Here is a 21,521-nt window from a genome sequence, read left to right on the forward strand (position 1 = left end):
GTTGCGGACAATTCGTAATCACACCGCAAGCGGGGCGTCACGCTGCGCCCCGCCCGTTCACGAGTAGTCGCTGACGGAGGCCGCCGAGCCGAGGCCGATCAGGGTCAGCCAGAAGCCGCCGAAGAAGATCCAGAAGAGTACGAACAGCACGACCATGATGTAGGAGGTCACCAGGCCGCCCATCGCCATGCCCTGGCCCTCCTCCCCCGTGCGCTTGATGCGGTTGAGCGCGATGTGGCCGAGGACGACGCCGACGATGCTGGTCGCCCCGCAGGTGACCAGGCCGACGATGCCCAGGATGAGCGAGGCCACCGCCATGCCGTTGGTGGAGCGGGGCTGCGGGGCGCCGTACTGGCCGTAGCCGGGCTGGCCGTAGCCCTGCTGCCCGTAATTCTGCTGGCCGTAGCCGGGCTGGGCGTAGCCGCCGCTCGGGGGCTGGGGCTGCTGGCCGTACCCCAGGGGCTCCTGCGGGTAGCTCGGCGGCTGCTGGTTGTAGCCGTAACCGCCGCCGCTGGGCGGCTGCTGGTTGTAACCGCCGCCGCTCTGGGGCTGCTGACCGTAACCGCCGCCGCTCTGCGGCTGCTGGCCGTAGCCCCCGTTGTTCTGGGGCTGCTGGCCGTAGCCCGGGCCCTGGCCGTAGCCGCCGCCGGTGGGCGGCTGCTGGCCGTAGCCGCCGCCGGGGGGCTGCGCGCCGTAGCCCCCGCTGCCGCCCTGGTCCCCGTAGCTCATGAGCTGGCTCCTCTTGTCTTTTGACGAGTTGCACCGGCAGCTTATTGAGAAAACGTTTGCCAAGCAGACAGAGGTTCAGAACCGTGGAGATTTCGTAACTACCGACCTCAGCGGGGTTCCGGGGACTCCGTCGGGTCGTCGCCGCGGTCGAGCGCGTCCCACAGCTCGCGGTCCTCATGGCCCCTGCGGGCCGCGACCGCGCCCGCCCGCTCGCCGGCCGGCTCGCCCGCCCGCTCGCCCGTCGCGTCGGCCGCCCTGTCGTAGCGCGACGACATGCCCGCCCACCTGCCGCCGCGCACCGCGGCCAGCACGCCGCCGGCCAGGAGCAGGAACGCGCCGAGCCCGGCCACGACCGGCCAGCCCGGCACCGGCTCCCACGGCAGGCCGGCCACCGCGCGGACCGCGTTGTGCTCGCGCAGCCAGCCGGTCACGGTGTTCGAGGCCAGCCCCGCCCACGTGCCCGCCGCCGCGCCCGCGCCGCAGAGCGCGACCAGCGCGCCGACGACCCGGCGCCCGGCGCCCTTGGTCGCCGGCACGGCGACCACGCCCGCCAGCCCCGCCAGCCCCAGCGGCGAGAGCACGGGGCTCAGGTCGCCGCCGGTCGGCGCGGCCGCGTCGGCGGCCTGCGCGCCGAGCACCCGCACCCACACCTGACCGGCCGCCAGCAGCACGAGGCAGCTCCCCAGGACGGTCAGCGCCAGCCACGCCCACAACTCGCGCCGCCCGTTCCCGGAGCCTTTGCCGGAAACCTCACCAGACGTCATGCCGGAAGCCGCTAACCGAGCGAACCGGCGTCGAAGCAGGTGCGGTCGCCGGTGTGGCACGCGGCGCCGACCTGGTCGACCTTGAGCAGGATCGTGTCGCCGTCGCAGTCGAGGGCCACGCTCTTGACGTGCTGGACGTTGCCCGAGGTGTCGCCCTTGACCCACAGCTCGTCGCGGCTGCGCGACCAGTAGGTGGCCCGGCCGGTGGTGAGCGTGCGATGCAGCGCCTCGTCGTTCATCCAGGCCATCATGAGCACTTCGCCGGTGTCGTGCTGCTGGGCGATGGCGGGCACGAGGCCGTCCGCGTTGCGCTTCAGCCGTGCGGCGATCTCGGGGTCGAGGGACATGCTGCCATTCAACCAGCCCGCCCCCGTGCTCCCGCCTCCGGCTGGGCCAGCGCCTGCGGCAAGGTGTCGTGGATGGGGAACAGGGCCGCCAGGTTCGTCCTGCGCAGCCGCCGCAGCACCTGGCCGTCGGAGGCCACCAGCGCCATCGTGCCGTCCCTGTCGCGCAACGCGGCGAGCTGGCGCACCAGGACCCCGAGCCCCGTGGTGTCGATGAAGGTCAGCCCGGTCAGGTCGACCACCAGCCGGGTGCCGTCGGCCGCCATCGCCTCGTCGAGGCACTTCCTGACCTGGGCGACGTTGTCCACGTCGACCTCGCCCGCGAGGGCGACCACCACGATCTCCCCGTGCCTGCTGTGCGTCGTCTCCAGAACGTCCACGCCCATGCCTTTCGTGACCCTTCCTGGGCGGCCCCGCCGAAAACGTACACCGGCGGAACGGGTGACGGTGTGTTTTGCCGAGAACGCGCTACGTGATCGCGGGCATCACGGTAATTTCTAGGCGACGCGTGCTAGGGAGGACACATCGTGGTGCACGTCGCGGGCTCGGTCCTCGACCCGGATCTGGGGGACCACGTCTGCCTGCCGTTCGAGGGCGAGCGGGAGCGCATGACGACGACCAGGCAGTTCACACTCAACGGGCTGCGCCGCCGGACCAAGGTGGTGATCATCACCCATGCGGAGACCCCTGAGCGCACCCGGGGCTGGCTGGCGCCGCTCGTCCCGGGGTTCGACGACGCCGAGGCGGCCGGGCAGGTGGAGATCCTGTCCTGCGCCGACACGCACTTCACCGGCGGCCGCCTCGACCCCGACCGCCTGCTGCACGCCCTGGCCGACGCCCACCACCGGGCGCGCAGGCACGGCCAGCACGGCGTCTACGCCCTGATCGACGCCTCCTGGGGAGCGCGCGACGCGCAGGCCCAGGCGGCGTTCGAGGCCACCGCCAACGAGCTGTTCGGCGAGCGCTGGCTGGCCGCGGTGTGCCAGTACGACCGCGAGCTGTTCCCCCTCGACGCCATCGAGCGCGCCACCGCGGTGCACCCCATCGCGCCCGAGCAGGCCCTGCTGCGCTTCGCCAGCACCTCCGCGCCGCCGGGGCTGCGGGTGTGGGGCGACGTCGACCTCACCAACAGGCCGGCGTTCGGCTCGGTGCTGTCGCCGCTGCAGAAGGAGCCGGGGCAGGTCGTGATCGACGCCTCCCACCTCGACTTCATCGACGCCGGCTCGGCCCGGCTGCTGACCGTCACGGCCGCGGCCAGGCCCTACGGCTCGACCGTGGTCGTCTGCGCCGAGCGGGTGGCCCGGGTGCTGCGGCTGGTCAGGGCGGACACGCACGTCGTCGTCCGCCGGGTGGGCGATGGGTAGGCAGGTGCTGCGCGCGACCTTCGCGCGCGGGCGCATCACGTTCCTGCGCAGGGCCGTGGCCGAGCAGGCCGCCTACGAGGGGCTGAGCGGGCGGCGCCTGGAGGACTTCGTGCTGGCGGTCAACGAGGTCACCACCAACGCGGTCCTGCACGGCGGCGGCCAGGGACGGCTGCGGCTCTGGTCGGGCGAGGGACGGCTGTGGTGCGAGGTCACCGACCAGGGCCCGGGGCTGCCGCCCGGCTGGATGGGCCAGGCGCGCCCGCCCGCGGGGCTGGAGTTCCGCGGGCGGGGGCTGTGGCTGACCCGGATGTTGTGCGACCACATCACGATCGTGTCCGGCCCGGCGGGCACGAGCGTGACGTTCGCCGCCGCCCTCGACTAGGACCGCGTGCTCAGGAGTGCGCCGCCGAGACCCAGGAGGCGTGCAGGTCGGCGTAGACGCCCGGCTGGGTGACCAGCTCGGCGTGCGGGCCGCGCTGCACCAGTCGGCCGGCGTCGAACACCAGCACCTCGTCGGCGTTCTCCGCCGTCGAGAGCCGGTGGGCGATCGAGACGGCCGTCCGGCCCCTGGTGACGCCCTCCAGCGCGCGGGCCAGGCGCACCTCGGTGGCCGGGTCGACGGCCGAGGTGGCCTCGTCCAGCAGCAGCAGGTCGGGGTCGGCGAGGTAGGCGCGGGCCAGGGCGACGAGCTGGCGCTCGCCCGCCGACAGCGACTCCCCGCGCTGGCCGACGGGCGTGTCCAGGCCCGCGGGCAGGCCCTCGACCCAGTCGGCCAGGCCCAGCTCGGTCATCGCGAGCTGGATCTCCTCGCGGGTGGCCGGCGGCCTGCCGTACCGGACGTTGTCCTCCAGGGTGCCGTCGAACAGGAAGCCGTCCTGGGGGACCATGACGATGCGTTCGCGCAGGGAGGAGAAGCGCACGTCGCGCAGGTCGTGGCCGTCCACCGTGACGCGGCCGCCGACCGGGTCCATGAGCCGGGTCAGCAGCTTGGCGAACGTGGTCTTGCCCGACCCGGTCTCGCCGACGACGGCGACGCGCGAGCGCGGCGGGATCTCCAGCGAGACCTCGCGCAGCACGGGCGGGCCGCCCGGGTAGGAGAAGTGCACGTTCTCGAAGGCCACCGAGATCGGGCCCCTGGGCAGCCGCACGCCCTTGTCGCCGGGGTCGGCGACGTCCGGCGGGGTGTCCAGGACGCCCAGGATGCGGCGGTACCCGGCCACCGCGTTCTGGGCCTCGTTCAGCACCTCGGTGGCGGTCTGCAGCGGCGAGACGAACAGCGTGACCAGGAAGAGGAAGGCCACCAGCTTGCCCGCGGTGATGTCGCCGGACACGCCGAGCCGGACCCCGAGCAGCACGATCCCGGCGATGGCCAGCGCCGCGACGATCTCGGTCAGCGGGAAGACGAAGCCGACGATGGTCTGCGCCTTGATCTGCGCGGTCCGGTTGGCGTCCACGGCCTTGTCGATGCGGTCGGCGGTACGCCGCTCTGAGGCGTAGGCCCTGATGACGGCCGCGCCGACCACGGACTCGCTGACCGCGGCCAGCATGTCGCCGGTCCGCTCGCGCACGGTCGTGTACGCCCGCGACAACAGCCGCTGGAAGCGCGGCAGCGCGATCATCAGCGGCACGAAGCACACCCACACCAGCAGCGTGAGCTGCCAGGAGTAGACCAGCATGAGCACGCTGGCCACGAAGAGCTGGCCGAACGCCACGATGATCATCAGCCCGCCCCACTGCATGAACGTGCTGATCTGGTCGATGTCGTTGGTGACCCGCGAGACCAGCGCGCCGCGCCGCTCGCTGTTCTGGGTGAGCACCGACAGGTCGTGCACGTGCCGGAACCCGCGCACGCGCAGGCTGGCCAGCGAGGACTCGGTGGCCTTGTACAGGCGCACGTTCATGACGTAGCCGGCCAGCGCGGTCAGCAGCACGGCCGCGGCGCACACCAGGACGGCCCGGGTGATGTACGGCAGGTCCGGCGTGCCGCTCTTGATGCCGGTGTCGATCGTCTGCTGCACCGCGATCGGCACGATGATCTTGCCGATGGTCGCCACGACGGCCAGTCCGAGCGTGCCGGCCAGGCCCTTGCGGAACTCGGGGGTGAGCGACAGGCCGTGCCAGATGGTGGCCAGCGCCGACCGCTCGACGTTGCCCTGGAGCGCCTCGCTCATGCGCTGACCTCTTCCTCTTCCTCTTCGGCGTCCCCCGCAGGCGACAGGTCGATGGCGGCCCGTTCGGCCTCCTCGCGCTCGTAGGCGGTCACCAGGTTGCGGTAGCCGGGGCAGCGCACGAGCAGCTCCTCGTGGGTCCCGCGGTCCACGACCCGGCCGTGGTCGAGGTAGACCACCTCGTCGGCCAGGGCGATGGTGGCCATCCGGTAGGCGACGACCACGACGGTGGAGGCGTGCGCGGTGTCCCGCAGCCCGTGCAGGATCTTGGCCTCGACCTGGGGGTCCACGCTGGAGGTGGCGTCGTCCAGGATGAGCAGGCGGGGGCGGCGGACCACCGCGCGGGCCAGCGCGATGCGCTGGCGCTGGCCGCCGGACAGCGAGGCGCCGCGCTCGCCGACGCGGGTGTCGAGCCCGTCGCCCAGGCGGCCGACGAAGCCGTCGGCCTGGGCCAGGCGCAGCGCCGCCCGCACGTCCTCGTCGGCGGCGTCCAGGCCGAGCGCGACGTTGCCGCGTACGGTGTCGTCGAACAGGAACGTCTGCTGCGGCACCAGGGCGGCGGAGGCGGCGATGGCGCCGTAGGGCAGGTCGCGCACGTCGACGCCGTCGAGCAGCACCTGCCCGGAGTCGGGGTCGACGAGCCGGACCAGGAGCTGGACCAGCGTCGACTTGCCCGACCCGGTCGGCCCCACCAGGGCCACGGTACGGCCGGGCGGCACGTCGAAGGTGACGTCGTGCAGCACCTTGGCCTGGTCGTAGGCGTAGGACACGCCGGCCACCTTCAGCTCGGCGGGCCCGGACGCGGCCACGGGCGTGTCGCCGTAGTCCATGGAGCCCTCGGCGTCGAGCACGGCCTGCACCCGCTGCCAGCCGACGACGCTGCGCGGCAGCTCGGCCAGCACCCAGCCCAGCGCCCTGATCGGGAAGGCCAGCAGCGTGAACAGGTAGGCGACCTGCACCAGATCGCCGGAGTCGATCGAGCCGGTGGAAAGGCGCAGCGCGCCGACCGCCAGCACGGCCAGCACGCCGATCGTGGGCAGCGCCTCCAGCATGGGGTCGAACAGCCCGCGCACCCGGCCGACGGCGATGTTGGCGTCGCGCAGCTCGTGGGCGCGGCGGCGGAACCGGTCGGTCTCCAGCTCCTCGCGGCCGAGGGTCTTGATGACCAGGGCGCCGTCGAAGCTCTCGTGCGCGATCTCGCTCACCTCGGCGCGCAACTGCTGGGCGCGGGTGGCCAGGGGGCTGAGCCGGCGCTGGTAGATCAGGTTCAGCACGGCGATGGCCGGGAAGATCAGGAAGCCCACCAGCGCGAGCACCAGGTCGGTGAACAGCATGGCGACGGCCGCGGTGAACAGCATGACCAGCACGCCGACGGCCATCGGCAGCGGCGCGAGCGGCGCCCAGGCGGCCTCGGCGTCGGCGCTGGCGTTGGACAGCAGTTGCCCGGTCGGGTGCCGGTGGTGCCAGGACAGCGGCAGCCGCAGGTACTGCTTGGTCACGTCCCTGCGCGACCTGGCCTGCATGCGGTACTGCACGACGCCGGCCAGGATGCGCCGCCCCGCCACGCCGATCGCCTTGAGCAGCGCGGTGCCGATGATCAGCAGTGCTCCGGTCCACATGGCGCCGGCGGAGGTCCGGCCCTGGTCGAAGGCGGGCAGCACCACGTTCTGCGTCGCCCAGCCCAGTGCCCAGGCCGAGGCGACGGTCATGCCGCCGTAGACCGCGCTGGCCAGCGCGGCCATCGCGAACACGGCTCTCTCCGTGCGAATGGCCACCCCAAGGACCCGCAGTCCTTGACGCATGACGGCCGAGGTGACCTTGCTCGCCACTCGATATTTTTCCCTTCAAACGTCGATATTTCTATCTATGTCCCTATCACGGCCGATCGTCTCCTTATTCCCACAGGTAGGCTTGGCCGGGTGACTCACGCTCGTGGCGAACGCACCGCGCTCTGCGACCTGTTCGACCGGCTCGGCCCCGAGGCGCCCACGTTGTGCGAGGGGTGGACCACCTACGACCTGGCCGCCCACCTCGTCCTGCGCGAGCGCCGGCCGGACGCCATGGGCGGCATCGGGATCAGCGCGCTGGCGGGCTACACGGCCTCGGTCCAGAACGGCCTGAAGGCCAAGCACCCCTACCCCGAGCTGGTGGGCATCGTGCGGCGGCCGGGCGGCGTCTACGGCCTGCTGCCCTTCCTGGACACGGCGGTCAACACGCTGGAGTTCTTCGTCCACCACGAGGACGTGCGCCGCGCGCAGCCCGGATGGGAGCCGCGCGAGCTGCCGGCCGACCTCGACGAGCTCATCTGGAAGCGAGTGTCGGCGGGCGCCCGGATCATGCTGCGCCGCTCGCCGGTGCGCCTGGTGCTGCGCCGCACGGGCGGCGGAAGTGCGGCCGGCCGGGGTTCGGCCGGCGGGGTGGCGCTCGGCGGGGCGCGGGAGGGCGCCAAGGTTCAGGTCACCGGCACGGCCCAGGAGCTGCTGCTGTTCTGCTTCGGCCGGCAGGAGCACGCCCGGGTGGAGCTGACCGGCGACGACGCGGCGGTGAGCCGGGCAACCGAAGCCCGGCTCGGATTCTGACCGAAACCCTCGGCCCAGAAACCCCTCGTCTTAAACCTCCAGCCCGTACGATGGCACAGGAAAGAAGCCCCCCGGTTAGGATCTTGGACATCTTCACAGAAGATGACCGTGATCGCCCAGATCCGGGTATATACGGCTGGGAATGGACTGCAGGAGGCCCCCCATGCAGGTCAAGAAGGTGGCTACGTACGTTCTGGTGGCGTTCGTGGTCTTCTACCTGTTCACCCGGCCGGCCCAGGCGGCGGCCGCGGTCAACGGTGTGTTTGACGGAATTGTCCAAGGAGCCAACCAATTGGCGGTCTTCTTTACGAATGTTCTGACCTGATGTTCGCGTTCTGTCCGCGCTAGGTGCTTCCACGCGCTGACAGATCGTGTTACGCAGGCAGGATGAGAGATCGCCCCAGCGGCACCAAGATCAATCAGCTCGATCCGCAGGCCCGGCGCGTCCTCGAACGGGCAGAGCTTGAGGGCATCGAGCTGATCCGTTTCCTGTACGCCGACCACGGTGGCGTGGTCCGTGGCAAGGCGGCGTCCCGGTCCCGGTTGGCCGAACGGCTCAACTCGGGCATCGGGCACACGGTGGCCATGATGGCGATGAACATGCTCGACCAGCTCCAGGAGGTCGAGCATCTGGGTCCGGTGGGCGAGGTTCGCATTGTCCCCGACCCGGCCACGTTCGTCCCGTTGCCCCATGCACCGGGCGCCGCCGCGATGCTGTCGGACCTGCGCCGGCCCGACGGCTCGCCCTGGGAAGCCTGCGCACGCACGTTCCTCAAGGACGCCGTCGCGGAGCTGGCCGGCGACGGCTACCGGATCGAGGCGGCCTTCGAGCCCGAGTTCACGCTCGGCCGCCGCCTGCCCGACCTCAACGGCGGCCCCGACCGGCTGGTGCCGCTCGACGACTCTCTTTGCTATGCCGGCACGGGCTTCGACACCGCGCACGACTACACGATCAAGCTCATGCGCGCGCTGGAGACCCAGGGCCTGCGCGTCGAGCACTACCACCCCGAGCTCGGCCCCGGCCAGCAGGAGCTGTCGGTGCGCCACGCGCCCGCGCTGCGCGCCGCCGACAACCACGTGCTCTACCGGGAGACCGTGCGCGGCGTGGCGATGCGCATGTCAATGTGGGCCTCGCTGGCCCCCAAGCCGCTGGCCGACCAGGCCGGCAACGGCGCCCACCTGCACCTGTCGCTGTGGCGCGACACCCACAACCTGTTCGCCGAGGACGGCGCCGAACGCGCGCACTTCATCGGCGGCCTGATCGCCCACCTGCCCGGCCTGACCGCCCTGACCTGCGGCAGCGTCAACAGCTTCCGCCGGCTCGCACCCCGCATGTGGTCCAGCGCCTACGCGGTCTACGGCCCCGACAACCGGGAGGCGGCCGTGCGCGTGTGCTCGCCGCTGGGCGAGAGCGGCGAGCCGAACCTGGAGCTGAAGCCGTCGGACTCCTCGGCCAACCCGTACCTGTCGCTCGGCGCGGTCATCCACGCCGGGCTCGACGGCATCCGCCGCAAGCTCGACCCGGGCGAGGCCGTGGACGTCGATCCCGACACCGTGCCGGACCGCTATCCCCGCCTGCCCGGCTCCCTGGAGGAGGCGCTCGACGCGCTGGAGGCCGACGAGGTGCTCATGGAGGCGCTCGGGCCGTTGCGGCGCAGCGCGTACCTGGCGGTCAAACGCTCGGAGGCGGCCGCGTTCGCCGCCAAGGACGCCTCCTACGAGCTCTTCCACCACATGCGCGTGTTCTGACCGGCCGCCGGGCCCACGCCGCCGGCCCCGCACGGGCGGGGCCGACGGCCGGTCACAACGGACCAGGTGTCAACGGACCGGTGTCAGCGGACCGGGTGGCCCGCCATCCGCAGCGTCTCCTTGACGTCGCCGATCTTCAGCGTGCCGAAGTGGAACACGCTGGCGGCCAGCACGGCGTCGGCCCCGGCCTCGATCGCCGGCGGGAAGTCCTCCAGCCGGCCGGCCCCGCCGCTGGCGATCACCGGCACCCGCACCGCCGCGCGCACCGCGTGCAGCAGCTCCAGGTCGTAGCCGTCGAGGGTGCCGTCGCCGTCCATGGAGTTGAGCAGGATCTCGCCGACGCCCAGCTCCTCGCCGCGCGCCGACCACTCCACCGCGTCGATGCCGGTGCCGCGCCGGCCGCCGTGGGTGGTCACCTCGAACCCGCTGGGCATGCCCGGCGCCCGGCGGGCGTCGACCGACAGCACCACGCACTGCGCGCCGAACCGCCGCGACGCCTCGGTCAGCAGCTCGGGCCTGGCGATGGCCGCGGTGTTCAGGGACACCTTGTCGGCCCCGGCCCGCAGCAGCCGGTTGACGTCGTCGACCGCGCGCACGCCGCCGCCCACGGTGAGCGGGATGAACACCTGCTCGGCGGTCCTGCGCACCACGTCGAGCATGGTCTCCCGCTCGCCCGACGAGGCGGTGATGTCGAGGAAGGTCAGCTCGTCGGCGCCCTCCTCGTCGTAGCGCCTGGCCAGCTCGACCGGATCTCCCGCGTCGCGCATGTTCTCGAAGTTGACGCCCTTGACGACCCGCCCGGCGTCCACGTCGAGACAGGGGATCACTCTTACCGCTACGGTCATGCTCGCAGTGCCTCGATTTCGATCTCGACCAGCATTCGAGGGTCGACCAGCCCGGCGACCCTCACTCCTGTGCAGGCGGGCCGCACGTGCCCGAAGACTTCGTAGATGGCCCGGCCGACGAGGTCGAAGTGGCGCTGCTCCACCACGTAGTAGCGGACCATGACGACGTCCTCGCGGGTCAGGCCGCCTACCTCGACGGCGTCGAGCGCGATGTCGATGGCGGTCAGGCTCTGCCGGTAGGCGTCGCCGACGTGGCGTACCTCGCCGTCGATCGTGGCCGTGCACCCGGAGACGATCACGCGCTCGCCCACGACCACGGCGCGGGCGTAGCCGTACTTCTCCTCCCAGATGCCGCCCGAAAACACCCTCGGACCGGTGCTTTCCATGCTGACGCTCATTCCGCCCCCTCCCGGCGAAGCTAAACGCGTACCGCGGCCAGCGCGTCCTCCAGAGTGAACGCGTGAGCGTACAGGGCCCTGCCCACGATGGCTCCCTCCACTCCGTCCGGGACGAGAGAAGCCAGTGCCACCAGGTCGTCAAGACTGGACACGCCGCCACTGGCGATCACGGGCTTGTCGGTGTGTGCGCAGATCCGCCGGTAGAGGTCGAGATTGGGCCCCTGGAGCATGCCGTCCTTGGTCACGTCGGTGACGACGTAGCGGGGGCAGCCGTCGGCCTCCAGGCGGTCGAGCACCTCCCACAGGTCGCCGCCGTCCTTCGTCCAGCCGCGGGCGGCCAGCGTGGTGCCGCGCACGTCGAGGCCCACCGCGATCCGGTCGCCGTGCTCGGCGATGATCTTCCGGCACCAGTCGGGGTTCTCCAGGGCGGCGGTGCCGATGTTGACCCGGCGGCAGCCGGTGGCCAGGGCGGCCGCCAGCGACTCGTCGTCGCGGATGCCGCCGGACAGCTCCACCTTGACGTCGAGCTTGCCGATCACCTCGCTGATCAGCTCCTTGTTGGAGCCCCTGCCGAACGCGGCGTCGAGGTCGACCAGGTGGATCCACTCGGCGCCCGCCTCCTGCCAGGCCAGCGCCGCGGCGAGCGGCTCGCCGAAGCCGGTCTCGGTCCCGGCCTCACCCTGGACGAGACGTACGGCCTGGCCATCGGCGACGTCCACGGCGGGCAGCAATACGAGCGACATTCAGGTCCTCCGGTCGAAAGCGAGGGTCACGACAACAGGTGCGAGCAGCAGGGAGAAGACGAACACGGCCAGGCTCACCGCCGGCGAGCCCCAGACCAGCCACGCGATCGCCTGCACGATCAGGAAGCCGAGCGCCACCGCGACGTTCTGGGCGCGATGGCGGCGGGCGATCAGGCCGCCCTGCCGGGCGAACCTGACCGGGCGCGGGATCAGACGGGCGGTCAGGGCGCGGCGCCGGGCGCGGCGCGCCTGCCGCTCCTCGTTGAGCCGGATCGCGCGCGCCCGCCCGGCCTCCCGCTCGGCCCGCCGGCGCGCCCGCTCCTTGCTCATACCGTCTCTAGCCAGTTCCTCAGCAGGGCGGCTCCGGCGTCGCCGGACTTCTCCGGGTGGAACTGGGTGGCCATGAGCGGGCCGTTCTCGGCGGCGGCCACGAACGGCACGCCGTGCTCGGCCCAGGTCACCACGGGCGCGGCGAAACCGGGGTCGGCCGGCTGCAGCTCCCACTCGCGCACGCCGTAGGAGTGCACGAAGTAGAAGCGGGTGTCGGCGTCGAGCCCGGCGAACAGCACGCTGTCGGCGGGCGCCTTGACCGTGTTCCACCCCATGTGCGGCAGCACGGGCGCCTCCAGCCGCTCGACCGTGCCCGGCCACTCACCGCAGCCCTCGGTCTCGACGCCGTGCTCGACGCCCCGAGCGAACAGGATCTGCATGCCGACGCAGATGCCCAGCACCGGCCGCCCGCCGGCCAGGCGGCGGCCGATGACCCGGTCGCCGTGGACGCCCTTCAGGCCCGCCATGCAGGCGGCGAACGCGCCGACGCCCGGCACGACCAGCCCCTCGGCGTCGAGCGCCGTGTCGAAGTCGGCCGTCACGGTGACGTCGGCGCCCACCCTGGCCAGGGCCCGCTCGGCCGAGCGCAGGTTGCCCGAGCCGTAGTCGAGCACCACGATCTTCTTGCTCACCACCACAACACCCCCGCCGTGATCGCCATCGCCGCGCCGAGCGCGCAGCAGGCCGCGCCCACCTTGAGACCCTGCTTGGCCAGCGAGAACACGCCTCCGGCGAGGAACAGCCCGAGGAACACCATCACGCCCGCGATGAGGTTGTCGGTCATAGGACGCCCTTGGTGCTCGGCACGCCCGAGGCGCGCGGGTCGAGCTCGGACGCCTCGCGCATCGCCCTGGCCAGCGCCTTGAACTGGGCCTCGACGATGTGATGGGCGTTGCGCCCGTACGGCACGTGCACGTGCAGGCAGATGGCCGCCTGGGCCACCAGCGACTCCAGGATGTGCCGGGTCATCGTCGTGTCGTAGTCGGGGCCGATCATCGGCGCCATGCCCTCGGGCTCGGTGTGCACGAGGTACGGCCGCCCGGACAGGTCGACCGTGACCTGGGCCAGCGACTCGTCCAGCGGGCACGACGCGCTGCCGAACCGCCGGATGCCGGACTTGTCGCCCAGCGCCTGGCGGAAGGCCGCGCCCAGCGCCAGCGCGGTGTCCTCGATCGTGTGGTGGGAGTCGATGTGCAGGTCGCCCTCGGTCTTGACGGTCAGGTCGAACAGACCGTGCTTGCCGAGCTGGGCCAGCATGTGGTCGAAGAAGCCCACCCCGGTCGAGACGTCGACCAGGCCGGTGCCGTCGAGGCCCACCTCGACCAGGACCGAGGTCTCCTTCGTTGCCCGCTCCACGCGCCCTACGCGACTCACAGAACCTCCTCCATCGCGGCGCGGAAGGCCGCCATCTCCTCGCCGGTGCCGATCGACACACGCAGCCATTCTGGCGGGCCCACCTCGCGGATGAGCACACCGCGCGCCAGCAGCCCCTCCCACACCGCGCGCCGGTCGGGGAACCGCCCGAACAGCACGAAGTTGGCGTCGGAGTCGGCCACCGACAGCCCCTTGCCGCGCAGCCACGCGACCGTGGCGTCGCGCTCGGCGCGCAGCGCGTCGACCGTGCCGAGCAGTTCGGCGCGGTGGCGCAGCGCGACCCGCGCGGCCGTCTGGGTGAGCGTGGACAGGTGGTACGGCAGCCGCACCAGCAGCAGCGCCTGCACCACCGCCGGGTGCGCGGCCAGGTAGCCGAGGCGGGTGCCGGCCATGGCGAACGCCTTGGACATCGTGCGGGTGACGATCAGCCTCGGGTGGCGCGGCAGCAGCGTGAGCGCCGACGGAGTGCCCTGGCGGGCGAACTCGGCGTAGGCCTCGTCGATCACCACCACGCCCGGCGCGGCGGCGAGCACCGCCTCGATCGTCGACAGCGGCTGCGCGGTGCCCGTCGGGTTGTTGGGCGAGGCCAGGAAGACGATGTCGGGCCGGTGCTCCTCGATCGCCGCCACGGCCTTGCCGGGGTCGAGGGAGAAGTCGTCCTCGCGGGCGGCGCTGATCCACTCGGTGCTGGTGCCGGTCGTGAGGATCGGGTGCATCGAGTACGACGGCTCGAACCCGATCGCGGTGCGCCCGTGGCCGCCGAAGGCCTGCAGGATCTGCTGGAGCACCTCGTTGGAGCCGTTGGCCGCCCACACCTGCTCGGGGCTCAGCCCGTGGCCCAGGTAGGCGGCCAGGTCGGCGCGCAGCCCGGTGGCGTCGCGGTCGGGGTAGCGGTTGAGCTCGCCGGCGTTCGCGGCGACCGCCTCGGCCAGGTCGGCGACCAGCGCCGGCGAGGGCGGATAGGGGTTCTCGTTGGTGTTGAGCCGGACCGGCACGTCGATCTGCGGCGCGCCGTAGGGCGAGCGACCCTTCAGGTCATCGCGGATCGGCAGGTCGTCGAGCGTCACGTCAGTGGGCGTCACGCCGGGCGGCACGTCGGTGGGGTTCACTCTGACTCCGTGGGGACTCGCCAGTCGAAACGGGCGCGGATCGCGGCGCCGTGCGCCGGCAGGTCTTCGGCGTCGGCCAGCACCGACACGTGGGCCGCCGCGCCGGCCAGCGCGTCGCGCGTGTAGTCGACGACGTGGATGCCGCGCAGGAACGACTGCACCGACAGGCCGCTGGAGTGGCAGGCGCAGCCGCCCGTGGGCAGCACGTGGTTGGATCCGGCGAGGTAGTCGCCGAGCGAGACCGGCGCGTAGGGGCCGACGAAGATCGCCCCGGCGTTGCGGATCCGGGCCGCGACCTCGGCCGCGTCGGCGGTGTGGATCTCCAGGTGCTCGGCCGCGTACGCGTCGACGACCTTGATGCCGTCGTCGATCGAGGAGACCAGCACGATGCCCGACTGCCGGCCGCCCAGGGCCTCGGTGATGCGCTCGGAGTGGCGGGTGGCCGAGACCTGGCCCGGCAGCTCCTTCTCGACCGCCTCGGCCAGCTCAAGGCTGGTGGTGACCAGGACGGCGGCGGCGATCGTGTCGTGCTCGGCCTGGCTGATCAGGTCGGCGGCGACGTGCACCGGGTCGGCGGTCTCGTCGGCCAGGATGGCGATCTCGGTGGGGCCGGCCTCGGAGTCGATGCCGATGCGGCCCTTGAGCAGGCGCTTGGCGGCGGCGACCCAGATGTTGCCGGGGCCGGTCACCATGGTCGCGGGCGGGCACTCCTCGGTGCCGTAGGCGAACATGGCCACGGCCTGCGCCCCGCCCACGGAGTAGACCTCCTCGACGCCGAGCAGCGCGCACGCGGCCAGGACGGTGGGGTGGGGCAGCCCGCCGAACTCCTTCTGCGCCGGGCTGGTGACGGCCAGCGAGGCGACGCCCGCCTCCTGGGCCGGGACGACGTTCATGACCACGCTGGAGGGATAGACGGCACGGCCGCCGGGCACGTAGAGGCCCACGCGGTCGACCGGCACCCAGCGCTCGGTCACCGTGCCGCCGGGCACGACCTGCGTGGTGACGTCGGAGCGGCGCTGGTCGCGGTGGACCAGCCGGGCCCGCCTGATCGACTCCTCCAGCGCGGCCCTGACCCGGGGGTCGAGCTCGTCGAGCGCCCGCCGGACGGCGTCGGCGGGGACGCGGGCGGAGGCGATCTCGACACCGTCGAACCTGGCGGTCAGCTCCCGTACGGCTGCCGCCCCGCGATGGCGCACGTCGTCGCAGATGGGCCGCACCTTCTCCAGGGCGGCCTCGACGTCGAGCTCGGCGCGGGGCAGCACGTCGCGCAGGTCCGCAGGAAGGGAACCGCGCATGTCAATACGGGAAATCACCCTGACAGTCTACGGAGTCCGGGCCCCGGATCCGCTTCTGTCCAGAATGCGGGACGCAGGCAGGACGCCTTACGGGGGCCGCGAGCGCGGCGTTCGCCGACACCGCGCTCGCGGCCGCCGGAGCCCCGGACCGGGCCAAGCCGGGGCCGAGTGGCCGTGGCCGCCACGGGGGCGCGGTCACGGCCGGGGGAATGGCCTGGCCCCCTTCTGCCCGGCGCGCCAGGCGTCTAACACCCTGCGGCAAAGAAAACTCTCGGTGAGTTAAAAATAACCTTGCGGCTGTTTGCCCCGCTCGGCGCGGCGTAGGCGGTTCGTAACGCCTTTCGCATTACATGTCCATTATGTCCGCTCGCCTACTCTGGGCGGCATGGGACAGTGGCGAGCCCCCGGCGGCATCCTGGTGGAGGCGATCATCCTCGGTGATCGTCCACTGCTGCGCGTCTCCCACCGCGTCAACGGCCGGACGTACCTGCGCGGCTACTGCAAGACGGTGTCCGAACTGGACGAACACGGCGTGGACCTCGGCGAACTGGTGGAAGACACCCCGCTTGACCATTTGTAGACCCCGGCCCGCCACTGTCGATCAACCCCCCGGGGTACGGCATGATCCATGGTGGGGCTGCCGGCCTACGCGCCGATGATGGCCCAGCTGGGCACCCTGACCTCCGTCCAGGGCGAGGGCTGGGCCGTGGAGATGAAATGGGACGGCGTACGCGCCCTCGCCTACGTCGAAGGCGGCTCGGTCCGCCTGATGTCGCGCAACAACAAGAACATCACCCCCGCCTACCCCGAGCTGCAGCTCATGGCCGGCTCCACCGGCCGGCACGCGGCCGTGATCGACGGCGAGATCGTCGCCTTCGACGAGACCGGACGCCCCAGCTTCGCCGCCCTCCAGCCCCGCATGCACCAGCGCAACCCCGCCACCGTCGCCGAGCTCACCCGGGCGGTGCCGGTGACGTTCATGGCCTTCGACATCCTGCACCTCGACGCCGACAGCGTCATCGGCCGCCCCTACCGCGAGCGCCGCGAGCTGCTGGAGGGCACCCTGCGGCCCGGCTTCCGCTGGGAGGTGCCCGTGTGGTTCGCCGACCACGCCGACCGCGCCTTCGACTCCTCCCGCCAGCTCGGGCTCGAAGGGATCGTCTGCAAGCGGCTCGGCTCCCCCTACCGGCCCGGCCGGCGCAGCGGCGAATGGACCAAGGTCAAGAACGTCAGCGCCGCCGAGGTCGTCATCGGCGGCTGGCACCCCGGCGGCGGACGGCGGTCCGGCATGATCGGCTCGCTGCTGCTCGGCGCCTACGACCCGCGCGGCCGGCTGCTCTACGTCGGACACGTCGGCACCGGCTTCACCCAGCAGATGCTGCGCGACCTCCAGGACCTCCTCACGCCCCTGGAACGCCCCGGCCCGCCCTTCGACGAGCCCGTCCCGCGCGAGCACGCCCGCCACGCGCGCTGGGTCGAACCCCGCGTCGTCGGCGAGGTCCAGTACGCCGAGGTCACCGGCGACGGCCGCCTGCGCCACCCGTCCTGGCGCGGCCTGCGGCCCGACCGCGAACCCGGCGAGGCCAGCACCGCCGAGTTCCTCGCCCCGGGGGACGCCGCGGCGGGCTGACCGGGCGCAGGACATGGCGCGACACGTCCCGCTTGGCCACGGTAAGCGATGAAGTCATGACTTACAGTGATCGGAATCGCTCCGGACCGCTCAAGGGGACATCGTGTCGAAGACCCTGGTCACCACGCTGGCCGCGCTCGCCGGCGTCTCGCTCACCACCGCACTCACCACCGCACTCGCCAGCACGCTCGCCACCGCACCAGCCACCGCCGAACCGCCCCCGCTCAGGGCCGCCACCGCGCAGAGCCCCGCCCAGCGGCCCGCGCAGAGCCCCGCCCAGAGCCCTGCCGCGACCAGAAACCGGGACCGCAGTCCGGGCGCCGCCTCGTCGCCGCTCATGCGACCCGGACGCGCCGCCCGCTACTGGACGCCCGGCAAACAGGCCAAGGCCAAGGCCGTCCCCCTCCCCCTCAGCACGTCCGTCCCCGACCCGGCCGACCACAGCGCCGCCGAGCGGCGCAGCGTGCCCGGCGCCAAACGGCTCACCCCCGGCGGCGACGCCAACGGCTACGCCCCCGTGCGCCGGCCGTACACCGCCGACGGCAGCAGCCGCGTCACCGGACGCCTGTTCTTCGTCAACGCCACCGGCCGCGACGACTCCTGCAGCGCCTCCGTCGTCCGCTCGGCCAGCAGGCTGCTGGTCATCACCGCCGCCCACTGCGTCTACAGCAGCCCCGACGGCTCGGCGTCCGGCACGTGGCACACCAACTTCGCGTTCGTCCCCGCCTACGACGGCCGCGCCGCCACCGCCGCGCAGCGCGAGCCGTACGGCAGATGGGGCGGACGGCGCGCCTGGAAGCCCGACGCCTACACCGGACGCACCGGCGGCGACTGGAACTCCGTCTACGACGTCGCGCTCGTCGAGGTCGGCGGCCGCAACCGCACCCTGCAGGACACCGTCGGCGCCCTCACGCCCCTGCGCAACGAGGGCGGCCGCTTCACCATCGCCACCACCGGCTACCCCGGCGTGCTCGGCCGCCGCCCCTACGACGGCCGCGACCAGCTCTGGTGCCTCGGCCGCACCCAGCAGGCCCGCGGCGAGAACACCACCGGCGACATGCTCGCCGCCCGGCTGGCCGGCGCCGGCGACCCGGCCGGACGGATGGAGACCTACAACTGCCACCTGGCCAAGGGCCACAGCGGCGGGCCATGGATCGTCCGCGGCAGCGACGACCTGGTCGGCGTGCTGTCGGCCGGCAAGGAGGACGGCGAGCCCGACGGCAACTCCGTCGCCACCGCGCTCAACGCCGAGGGCTACGGCGCGATCGTCCGCCAGGCCGACCCCAAGGGCGTCTACGACTCCCTCTCCCTCGACGCCGCCGGCCCCGGCGCGCCCGTCCGCCGCGGCGGCACCGCCACCGTCACCGCGACCGTCACCATGCGCGGGCTCATGGCCGCCGCCCAGGTGCCCGTCACCCTCACGCTCCCGTCCGGCGCCACCCTGACCTCCGTCGACGGCGCCGCCTGCCGCCACGGCGACCACCGCGCCGAATGCGTGATCGACGTCATCCACCCCGGCCGGCCGGTCCGCATCTCCGCCAAGGTCTCCGTCGGCCGCGACGCCGAGGCCGCCCTGCCGGTCACCCTGCACGTCACCTCCACCCGCCTCGACCCCGCCCAGCGCGACAACTCCGCCGTCGTGCGCCTGCGCACCGCCACCGGTCAGGCCGCGGCCGGCGCCGGCTCCCGCAGCGTCCGCGCCAGCAGCCAGGCCAGCACCGGGAAGGCGATCAGGCAGGCCAGCGCCGTCCTGAGCGAGGCGGCCTCGGCCACCGCGCCCACCAGCGGGCTGGTCAGGCCGCCCACGCTCACCGCCAGCCCCAGCGTGACGCCGCTCGCCGTGCCCACCCGGTTCGGCAGGAGATCCTGGCCCAGGGTCACATGCAGGGAGAACGGGACGTACAGGGCGACCGACGACGCGGCGACGAAGACGTAGACCAGCGGGCCCGGCGCCAGCACCACCCCCGCCACCGCGGGCGCCGCCGCCGCGTACGCCGCCCGCATCGCCGGCACCCTCCCCCACCGGGCCGCCAGCCGCCCGCCCAGCACCGTGCCCGCCGCCCCGCCCGCGAACAGCACGAACAACGCCGCCGCGCCCGCCGCGCCGCCGCCCACGTACAGGGCCACGAACGCGCTCAGACCGACGTACACCACCGACCGGAAGACGATCACCGACGTCAGCCGGACGAACCCCGGCCAGTCGTCACGACCCGCCGCCCGCACCGCCGGACGCGCCCCGCCCCGCCCGCCCGCCAGGGCCCGCACCGCCGGGAGCGTCAGCACCGCCCCCAGCACCGCCGGCCCGGCCAGCAGCGGCGAGGCCCCCAGCCCCCACGCCGACAACAGCGGCGTCACCAGCACCGGCGCCGCGGCGAACCCCAGCGTCCCGCCCAAGGAGAACCAGCTCATCCGCACATGACCGCCCTGGCTGGCGATCCTGGCCAGCCGCGCCGACTCCGGATGGTAGGCCGCCACCCCCAGCCCCGACACCGCCGCCGCCAGCCACGTCACCGCGTACGACCCCGTCACCCCGGCGCACGCCACGCCCGCCCCCGCCACCACCATGGCCGACGGGATCAGCCACGGCATCCGCCACCGGTCCGTCAGCAGCCCGAACACCGGCTGCACGACCGACGACGACAACGTGGCCGCCAGCACGATCCCCGACACCGCCACATAGCCGTACCCCCGCCCGGACACCAGGAACGGCACCAACGCCGGCACCGCGCCCTGGTAGAAGTCCACACACGCGTGCCCCGCAGCCAGCGACCGGATCCTGTTCACGCCCCCGATGATGTCCCCGACCCGATCTGGCCTGCTTCCGATAAAATGCCAACCTATGCCGAATATCCGCCACACCCCCGTGGCGCCCACCGGCCGCCGCCCCCTGGCCCCCGGCACGGGCATCGACGCCCACCGGCACGACACCCACCAGATCGCCTACGCCTGCGCCGGCATGCTCTCCGTCACCACCGACGCCGGCACCTGGGTCGCCCCCGCCAACCGCGCCATCTGGGTGCCCGCCGGCACCGTGCACGAACACCGCGCCCACGGCAGCACCGACCTGCGCCTGGTCGGGCTCACCGGCAACCCGCTCGGCCTCGACCGGCCCGCCGTGCTCGCCGTCGGCCCGCTGCTGCGCGAGCTCGTCATGGCCTACACCGACGACGACGCCCCCGTGGGCGCGGAGCGCGAACGGCTGCTCGCCGTCCTGCTCGACCGGCTCAGACGCGCCCCCGAACAGCCCTTCCACGTGCCCGCCGCGCGCGACCCGCGCCTGGCCGCCGTCTGCGCCGCCCTGCACGACGACCCCGCCGACGGGCGCACCCTGGCCACCCTCGCCGCCGTGGCGGGCACCAGCGAGCGGACGCTCGCCCGGCTGTGCCGCCGCGAGCTCGGCATGAGCTTCCCCCAGTGGCGCACCCAGCTCCGCCTGCACCAGGCGCTGCTGCTGCTGGCCGACGGCCTGCCGGTGACCGTGGTCGCCCATCGCTGCGGCTGGGCCTCGGCCAGCGCGTTCATCGACGTCTTCCGGCGGGCGCTCGGGTACACGCCGGGCCGCGCCTTTACAATGTAGATTCGCTACACTTGTCAGACGTGAGCAAAACGAAAGGCAAGGGCGGCGGCACCCCGGCCACCATGGCGCTGACCAAGGCCAAGGCCGACTTCACGCTCCACCCCTACGACCACGACCCGAGCGCCCAGGCGTACGGCGAGGAGGCGGCCGACGCGCTCGGCGTGCCCTACGACCGCATCTTCAAGACCCTGGTCGCCGAGACCGACAGCGGCCTCGCGGTGGCGGTCGTGCCGGTGTCGGGCAAGCTCGACCTCAAGGCCCTGGCCTCGGCGCTGGGCGGCAAGCGGGCCGCCATGGCCGAGGCGGCCAAGGTCGAGCGGGTGACCGGCTACGTGGTGGGCGGCATCAGCCCGCTCGGCCAGCGCAAGCAGCTTCCCACCGTGGTCGACTCCTCGGCGCTCGACCACGAGACGATCTACTTCTCGGCCGGCCGGCGCGGGCTCCAGATCGAGACCGGCCCCGACAACCTGATCACCCTCACCCGCGCGGTCACCGCCCCCATCGGCAAGGCGGGCTGAGCCTC

The 21,521-nt window shown here is 72.8% G+C and carries 25 protein-coding genes and 1 pseudogene; 10 read left to right on the top strand and 16 right to left on the bottom strand.

The window, feature by feature from the left end:
* Positions 1 to 57 precede the first annotated feature (57 nt).
* The 4 genes from ACIBQ8_RS22295 to ACIBQ8_RS22310 all read right to left on the bottom strand — a co-directional run bounded on the left by ACIBQ8_RS22295 (position 58) and on the right by ACIBQ8_RS22310 (position 2,223).
* Positions 58 to 729, bottom strand: coding sequence for a DUF4190 domain-containing protein (locus ACIBQ8_RS22295; protein ID WP_397171431.1), 672 nt, complete (start codon positions 727 to 729; stop codon positions 58 to 60).
* Positions 730 to 836: 107 nt separating this feature from the next.
* Entirely contained in the window at positions 837 to 1,493 is a 657-nt protein-coding gene (locus ACIBQ8_RS22300; protein ID WP_397192875.1) for a Trp biosynthesis-associated membrane protein, read from the bottom strand.
* Between the two features lie 11 nt (positions 1,494 to 1,504).
* The gene (gene hisI / locus ACIBQ8_RS22305) at positions 1,505 to 1,840 is read right to left on the bottom strand and encodes a phosphoribosyl-AMP cyclohydrolase (RefSeq protein ID WP_397192876.1); all 336 of its coding nucleotides are present in this window, start codon (positions 1,838 to 1,840) and stop codon (positions 1,505 to 1,507) included.
* Between the two features lie 8 nt (positions 1,841 to 1,848).
* Positions 1,849 to 2,223, bottom strand: coding sequence for an STAS domain-containing protein (locus ACIBQ8_RS22310; RefSeq protein ID WP_397171425.1), 375 nt, complete (start codon positions 2,221 to 2,223; stop codon positions 1,849 to 1,851).
* Between the two features lie 141 nt (positions 2,224 to 2,364).
* Between ACIBQ8_RS22310 and ACIBQ8_RS22315 the strand changes: the two genes are divergently transcribed.
* Both ACIBQ8_RS22315 and ACIBQ8_RS22320 read left to right on the top strand, forming a co-directional pair.
* On the top strand, positions 2,365 to 3,201 hold the full coding sequence (locus tag ACIBQ8_RS22315) for an MEDS domain-containing protein (protein ID WP_397192877.1): 837 nt from the start codon (positions 2,365 to 2,367) through the stop codon (positions 3,199 to 3,201).
* On the top strand, positions 3,194 to 3,583 hold the full coding sequence (locus ACIBQ8_RS22320) for an ATP-binding protein (protein WP_397171421.1): 390 nt from the start codon (positions 3,194 to 3,196) through the stop codon (positions 3,581 to 3,583). The genes ACIBQ8_RS22315 and ACIBQ8_RS22320 overlap by 8 nt, the downstream gene beginning before the upstream one ends.
* Before the next feature lie 10 nt (positions 3,584 to 3,593).
* Here ACIBQ8_RS22320 and ACIBQ8_RS22325 read toward each other — a convergent pair whose 3' ends face one another.
* Positions 3,594 to 5,372 carry an ABC transporter ATP-binding protein gene (locus tag ACIBQ8_RS22325; RefSeq protein WP_397171419.1) on the bottom strand — a complete coding sequence of 593 codons (1,779 nt, stop codon included), beginning with the start codon at positions 5,370 to 5,372 and terminating at the stop codon, positions 3,594 to 3,596.
* Positions 5,369 to 7,171, bottom strand: coding sequence for an ABC transporter ATP-binding protein (locus ACIBQ8_RS22330; protein WP_397192993.1), 1,803 nt, complete (start codon positions 7,169 to 7,171; stop codon positions 5,369 to 5,371). Before ACIBQ8_RS22330 ends, ACIBQ8_RS22325 begins: the two co-directional genes overlap by 4 nt.
* Before the next feature lie 117 nt (positions 7,172 to 7,288).
* Here ACIBQ8_RS22330 and ACIBQ8_RS22335 point away from each other — a divergent pair, with 117 nt between their 5' ends.
* The 3 genes from ACIBQ8_RS22335 to ACIBQ8_RS22345 all read left to right on the top strand — a co-directional run bounded on the left by ACIBQ8_RS22335 (position 7,289) and on the right by ACIBQ8_RS22345 (position 9,697).
* Positions 7,289 to 7,948, top strand: coding sequence for a TIGR03085 family metal-binding protein (locus ACIBQ8_RS22335; protein WP_397171417.1), 660 nt, complete (start codon positions 7,289 to 7,291; stop codon positions 7,946 to 7,948).
* Positions 7,949 to 8,111: 163 nt separating this feature from the next.
* The gene (locus tag ACIBQ8_RS22340; RefSeq protein WP_185844438.1) at positions 8,112 to 8,273 is read left to right on the top strand and encodes a hypothetical protein; all 162 of its coding nucleotides are present in this window, start codon (positions 8,112 to 8,114) and stop codon (positions 8,271 to 8,273) included.
* Between the two features lie 62 nt (positions 8,274 to 8,335).
* A complete protein-coding gene (locus tag ACIBQ8_RS22345) occupies positions 8,336 to 9,697 on the top strand; it encodes a glutamine synthetase family protein (protein ID WP_397171415.1) in 1,362 nt (453 codons plus the stop codon).
* Positions 9,698 to 9,780: 83 nt separating this feature from the next.
* On the opposite strand, the gene hisF is transcribed toward ACIBQ8_RS22345, so the two are convergent.
* Genes hisF through hisD form a run of 9 tightly spaced genes read right to left on the bottom strand, consistent with a single transcriptional unit; the run spans position 9,781 to position 15,809 of the window.
* A complete protein-coding gene (gene hisF, locus ACIBQ8_RS22350) occupies positions 9,781 to 10,542 on the bottom strand; it encodes an imidazole glycerol phosphate synthase subunit HisF (RefSeq protein ID WP_352358369.1) in 762 nt (253 codons plus the stop codon).
* Entirely contained in the window at positions 10,539 to 10,928 is a 390-nt protein-coding gene (locus tag ACIBQ8_RS22355) for a Rid family hydrolase (RefSeq protein ID WP_352326354.1), read from the bottom strand. Before ACIBQ8_RS22355 ends, hisF begins: the two co-directional genes overlap by 4 nt.
* Positions 10,929 to 10,960: 32 nt before the next feature.
* The gene (gene priA, locus ACIBQ8_RS22360; RefSeq protein ID WP_397171411.1) at positions 10,961 to 11,683 is read right to left on the bottom strand and encodes a bifunctional 1-(5-phosphoribosyl)-5-((5-phosphoribosylamino)methylideneamino)imidazole-4-carboxamide isomerase/phosphoribosylanthranilate isomerase PriA; all 723 of its coding nucleotides are present in this window, start codon (positions 11,681 to 11,683) and stop codon (positions 10,961 to 10,963) included.
* Complete coding sequence (locus tag ACIBQ8_RS22365; protein ID WP_397171409.1) at positions 11,684 to 12,013, bottom strand: hypothetical protein; 330 nt, start codon at positions 12,011 to 12,013, stop codon at positions 11,684 to 11,686.
* Positions 12,010 to 12,645 carry an imidazole glycerol phosphate synthase subunit HisH gene (gene hisH, locus ACIBQ8_RS22370; RefSeq protein ID WP_397171407.1) on the bottom strand — a complete coding sequence of 212 codons (636 nt, stop codon included), beginning with the start codon at positions 12,643 to 12,645 and terminating at the stop codon, positions 12,010 to 12,012. The genes ACIBQ8_RS22365 and hisH overlap by 4 nt, the downstream gene beginning before the upstream one ends.
* On the bottom strand, positions 12,642 to 12,797 hold the full coding sequence (locus ACIBQ8_RS22375) for a hypothetical protein (RefSeq protein WP_352326349.1): 156 nt from the start codon (positions 12,795 to 12,797) through the stop codon (positions 12,642 to 12,644). Before ACIBQ8_RS22375 ends, hisH begins: the two co-directional genes overlap by 4 nt.
* Positions 12,794 to 13,387 (bottom strand): imidazoleglycerol-phosphate dehydratase HisB, encoded by a 594-nt coding sequence (gene hisB, locus ACIBQ8_RS22380; protein WP_397171406.1) that lies wholly within the window; start codon positions 13,385 to 13,387, stop codon positions 12,794 to 12,796. Before hisB ends, ACIBQ8_RS22375 begins: the two co-directional genes overlap by 4 nt.
* Positions 13,384 to 14,496, bottom strand: a complete 1,113-nt coding sequence (locus ACIBQ8_RS22385; RefSeq protein WP_397171404.1) for a histidinol-phosphate transaminase — start codon at positions 14,494 to 14,496, stop codon at positions 13,384 to 13,386. Before ACIBQ8_RS22385 ends, hisB begins: the two co-directional genes overlap by 4 nt.
* A complete protein-coding gene (hisD, locus tag ACIBQ8_RS22390) occupies positions 14,493 to 15,809 on the bottom strand; it encodes a histidinol dehydrogenase (RefSeq protein WP_397171403.1) in 1,317 nt (438 codons plus the stop codon). The genes ACIBQ8_RS22385 and hisD overlap by 4 nt, the downstream gene beginning before the upstream one ends.
* A 367-nt stretch (positions 15,810 to 16,176) precedes the next feature.
* Between hisD and ACIBQ8_RS22395 the strand changes: the two genes are divergently transcribed.
* The 3 genes and pseudogenes from ACIBQ8_RS22395 to ACIBQ8_RS22405 form a co-directional block, all read left to right on the top strand.
* A complete protein-coding gene (locus ACIBQ8_RS22395; RefSeq protein ID WP_397171401.1) occupies positions 16,177 to 16,371 on the top strand; it encodes a hypothetical protein in 195 nt (64 codons plus the stop codon).
* A 48-nt stretch (positions 16,372 to 16,419) separates the two neighbouring features.
* Positions 16,420 to 17,421 (top strand): non-homologous end-joining DNA ligase, encoded by a 1,002-nt coding sequence (gene ligD, locus ACIBQ8_RS22400; protein ID WP_397171399.1) that lies wholly within the window; start codon positions 16,420 to 16,422, stop codon positions 17,419 to 17,421.
* A gap of 337 nt (positions 17,422 to 17,758) precedes the next feature.
* A pseudogene (locus ACIBQ8_RS22405) lies at positions 17,759 to 19,051 on the top strand (trypsin-like serine peptidase); the annotation flags it as partial.
* 32 nt (positions 19,052 to 19,083) lie between these two features.
* Here the strand turns inward: ACIBQ8_RS22405 and ACIBQ8_RS22410 are convergent.
* The gene (locus ACIBQ8_RS22410) at positions 19,084 to 20,205 is read right to left on the bottom strand and encodes an MFS transporter (protein ID WP_397192878.1); all 1,122 of its coding nucleotides are present in this window, start codon (positions 20,203 to 20,205) and stop codon (positions 19,084 to 19,086) included.
* 55 nt (positions 20,206 to 20,260) lie between these two features.
* On the opposite strand from ACIBQ8_RS22410, the gene ACIBQ8_RS22415 reads away from it, so the two are divergent.
* Together ACIBQ8_RS22415 and ybaK are read left to right on the top strand one after the other, a co-directional pair.
* Positions 20,261 to 20,998, top strand: coding sequence for a helix-turn-helix domain-containing protein (locus ACIBQ8_RS22415; RefSeq protein ID WP_397171395.1), 738 nt, complete (start codon positions 20,261 to 20,263; stop codon positions 20,996 to 20,998).
* 62 nt (positions 20,999 to 21,060) lie between these two features.
* Positions 21,061 to 21,516, top strand: coding sequence for a Cys-tRNA(Pro) deacylase (ybaK, locus tag ACIBQ8_RS22420; protein ID WP_397171649.1), 456 nt, complete (start codon positions 21,061 to 21,063; stop codon positions 21,514 to 21,516).
* Positions 21,517 to 21,521: the final 5 nt, after the last annotated feature.

This window comes from Nonomuraea sp. NPDC049646, from assembly GCF_044465525.1.
Lineage (GTDB): Bacteria > Actinomycetota > Actinomycetes > Streptosporangiales > Streptosporangiaceae > Nonomuraea.

Coding starts and splice junctions, on each gene's coding strand:
- ACIBQ8_RS22325 (WP_397171419.1), bottom strand. CDS start 5,372: ATGAGCGAGGCGCTCCAGGGCAACGTCGAGCGGTCGGCGCTGGCCACC.
- ACIBQ8_RS22330 (WP_397192993.1), bottom strand. CDS start 7,171: ATGCGTCAAGGACTGCGGGTCCTTGGGGTGGCCATTCGCACGGAGAGA.
- hisI (WP_397192876.1), bottom strand. CDS start 1,840: ATGTCCCTCGACCCCGAGATCGCCGCACGGCTGAAGCGCAACGCGGAC.
- ligD (WP_397171399.1), top strand. CDS start 16,420: ATGGTGGGGCTGCCGGCCTACGCGCCGATGATGGCCCAGCTGGGCACC.
- ACIBQ8_RS22340 (WP_185844438.1), top strand. CDS start 8,112: ATGCAGGTCAAGAAGGTGGCTACGTACGTTCTGGTGGCGTTCGTGGTC.
- ACIBQ8_RS22310 (WP_397171425.1), bottom strand. CDS start 2,223: ATGGGCGTGGACGTTCTGGAGACGACGCACAGCAGGCACGGGGAGATC.
- ACIBQ8_RS22345 (WP_397171415.1), top strand. CDS start 8,336: ATGAGAGATCGCCCCAGCGGCACCAAGATCAATCAGCTCGATCCGCAG.
- ACIBQ8_RS22395 (WP_397171401.1), top strand. CDS start 16,177: ATGGGACAGTGGCGAGCCCCCGGCGGCATCCTGGTGGAGGCGATCATC.
- ACIBQ8_RS22355 (WP_352326354.1), bottom strand. CDS start 10,928: ATGGAAAGCACCGGTCCGAGGGTGTTTTCGGGCGGCATCTGGGAGGAG.
- ACIBQ8_RS22415 (WP_397171395.1), top strand. CDS start 20,261: ATGCCGAATATCCGCCACACCCCCGTGGCGCCCACCGGCCGCCGCCCC.
- hisF (WP_352358369.1), bottom strand. CDS start 10,542: ATGACCGTAGCGGTAAGAGTGATCCCCTGTCTCGACGTGGACGCCGGG.
- priA (WP_397171411.1), bottom strand. CDS start 11,683: ATGTCGCTCGTATTGCTGCCCGCCGTGGACGTCGCCGATGGCCAGGCC.
- ybaK (WP_397171649.1), top strand. CDS start 21,061: ATGGCGCTGACCAAGGCCAAGGCCGACTTCACGCTCCACCCCTACGAC.
- ACIBQ8_RS22295 (WP_397171431.1), bottom strand. CDS start 729: ATGAGCTACGGGGACCAGGGCGGCAGCGGGGGCTACGGCGCGCAGCCC.
- ACIBQ8_RS22365 (WP_397171409.1), bottom strand. CDS start 12,013: ATGAGCAAGGAGCGGGCGCGCCGGCGGGCCGAGCGGGAGGCCGGGCGG.
- ACIBQ8_RS22300 (WP_397192875.1), bottom strand. CDS start 1,493: ATGACGTCTGGTGAGGTTTCCGGCAAAGGCTCCGGGAACGGGCGGCGC.
- ACIBQ8_RS22375 (WP_352326349.1), bottom strand. CDS start 12,797: ATGACCGACAACCTCATCGCGGGCGTGATGGTGTTCCTCGGGCTGTTC.
- ACIBQ8_RS22320 (WP_397171421.1), top strand. CDS start 3,194: ATGGGTAGGCAGGTGCTGCGCGCGACCTTCGCGCGCGGGCGCATCACG.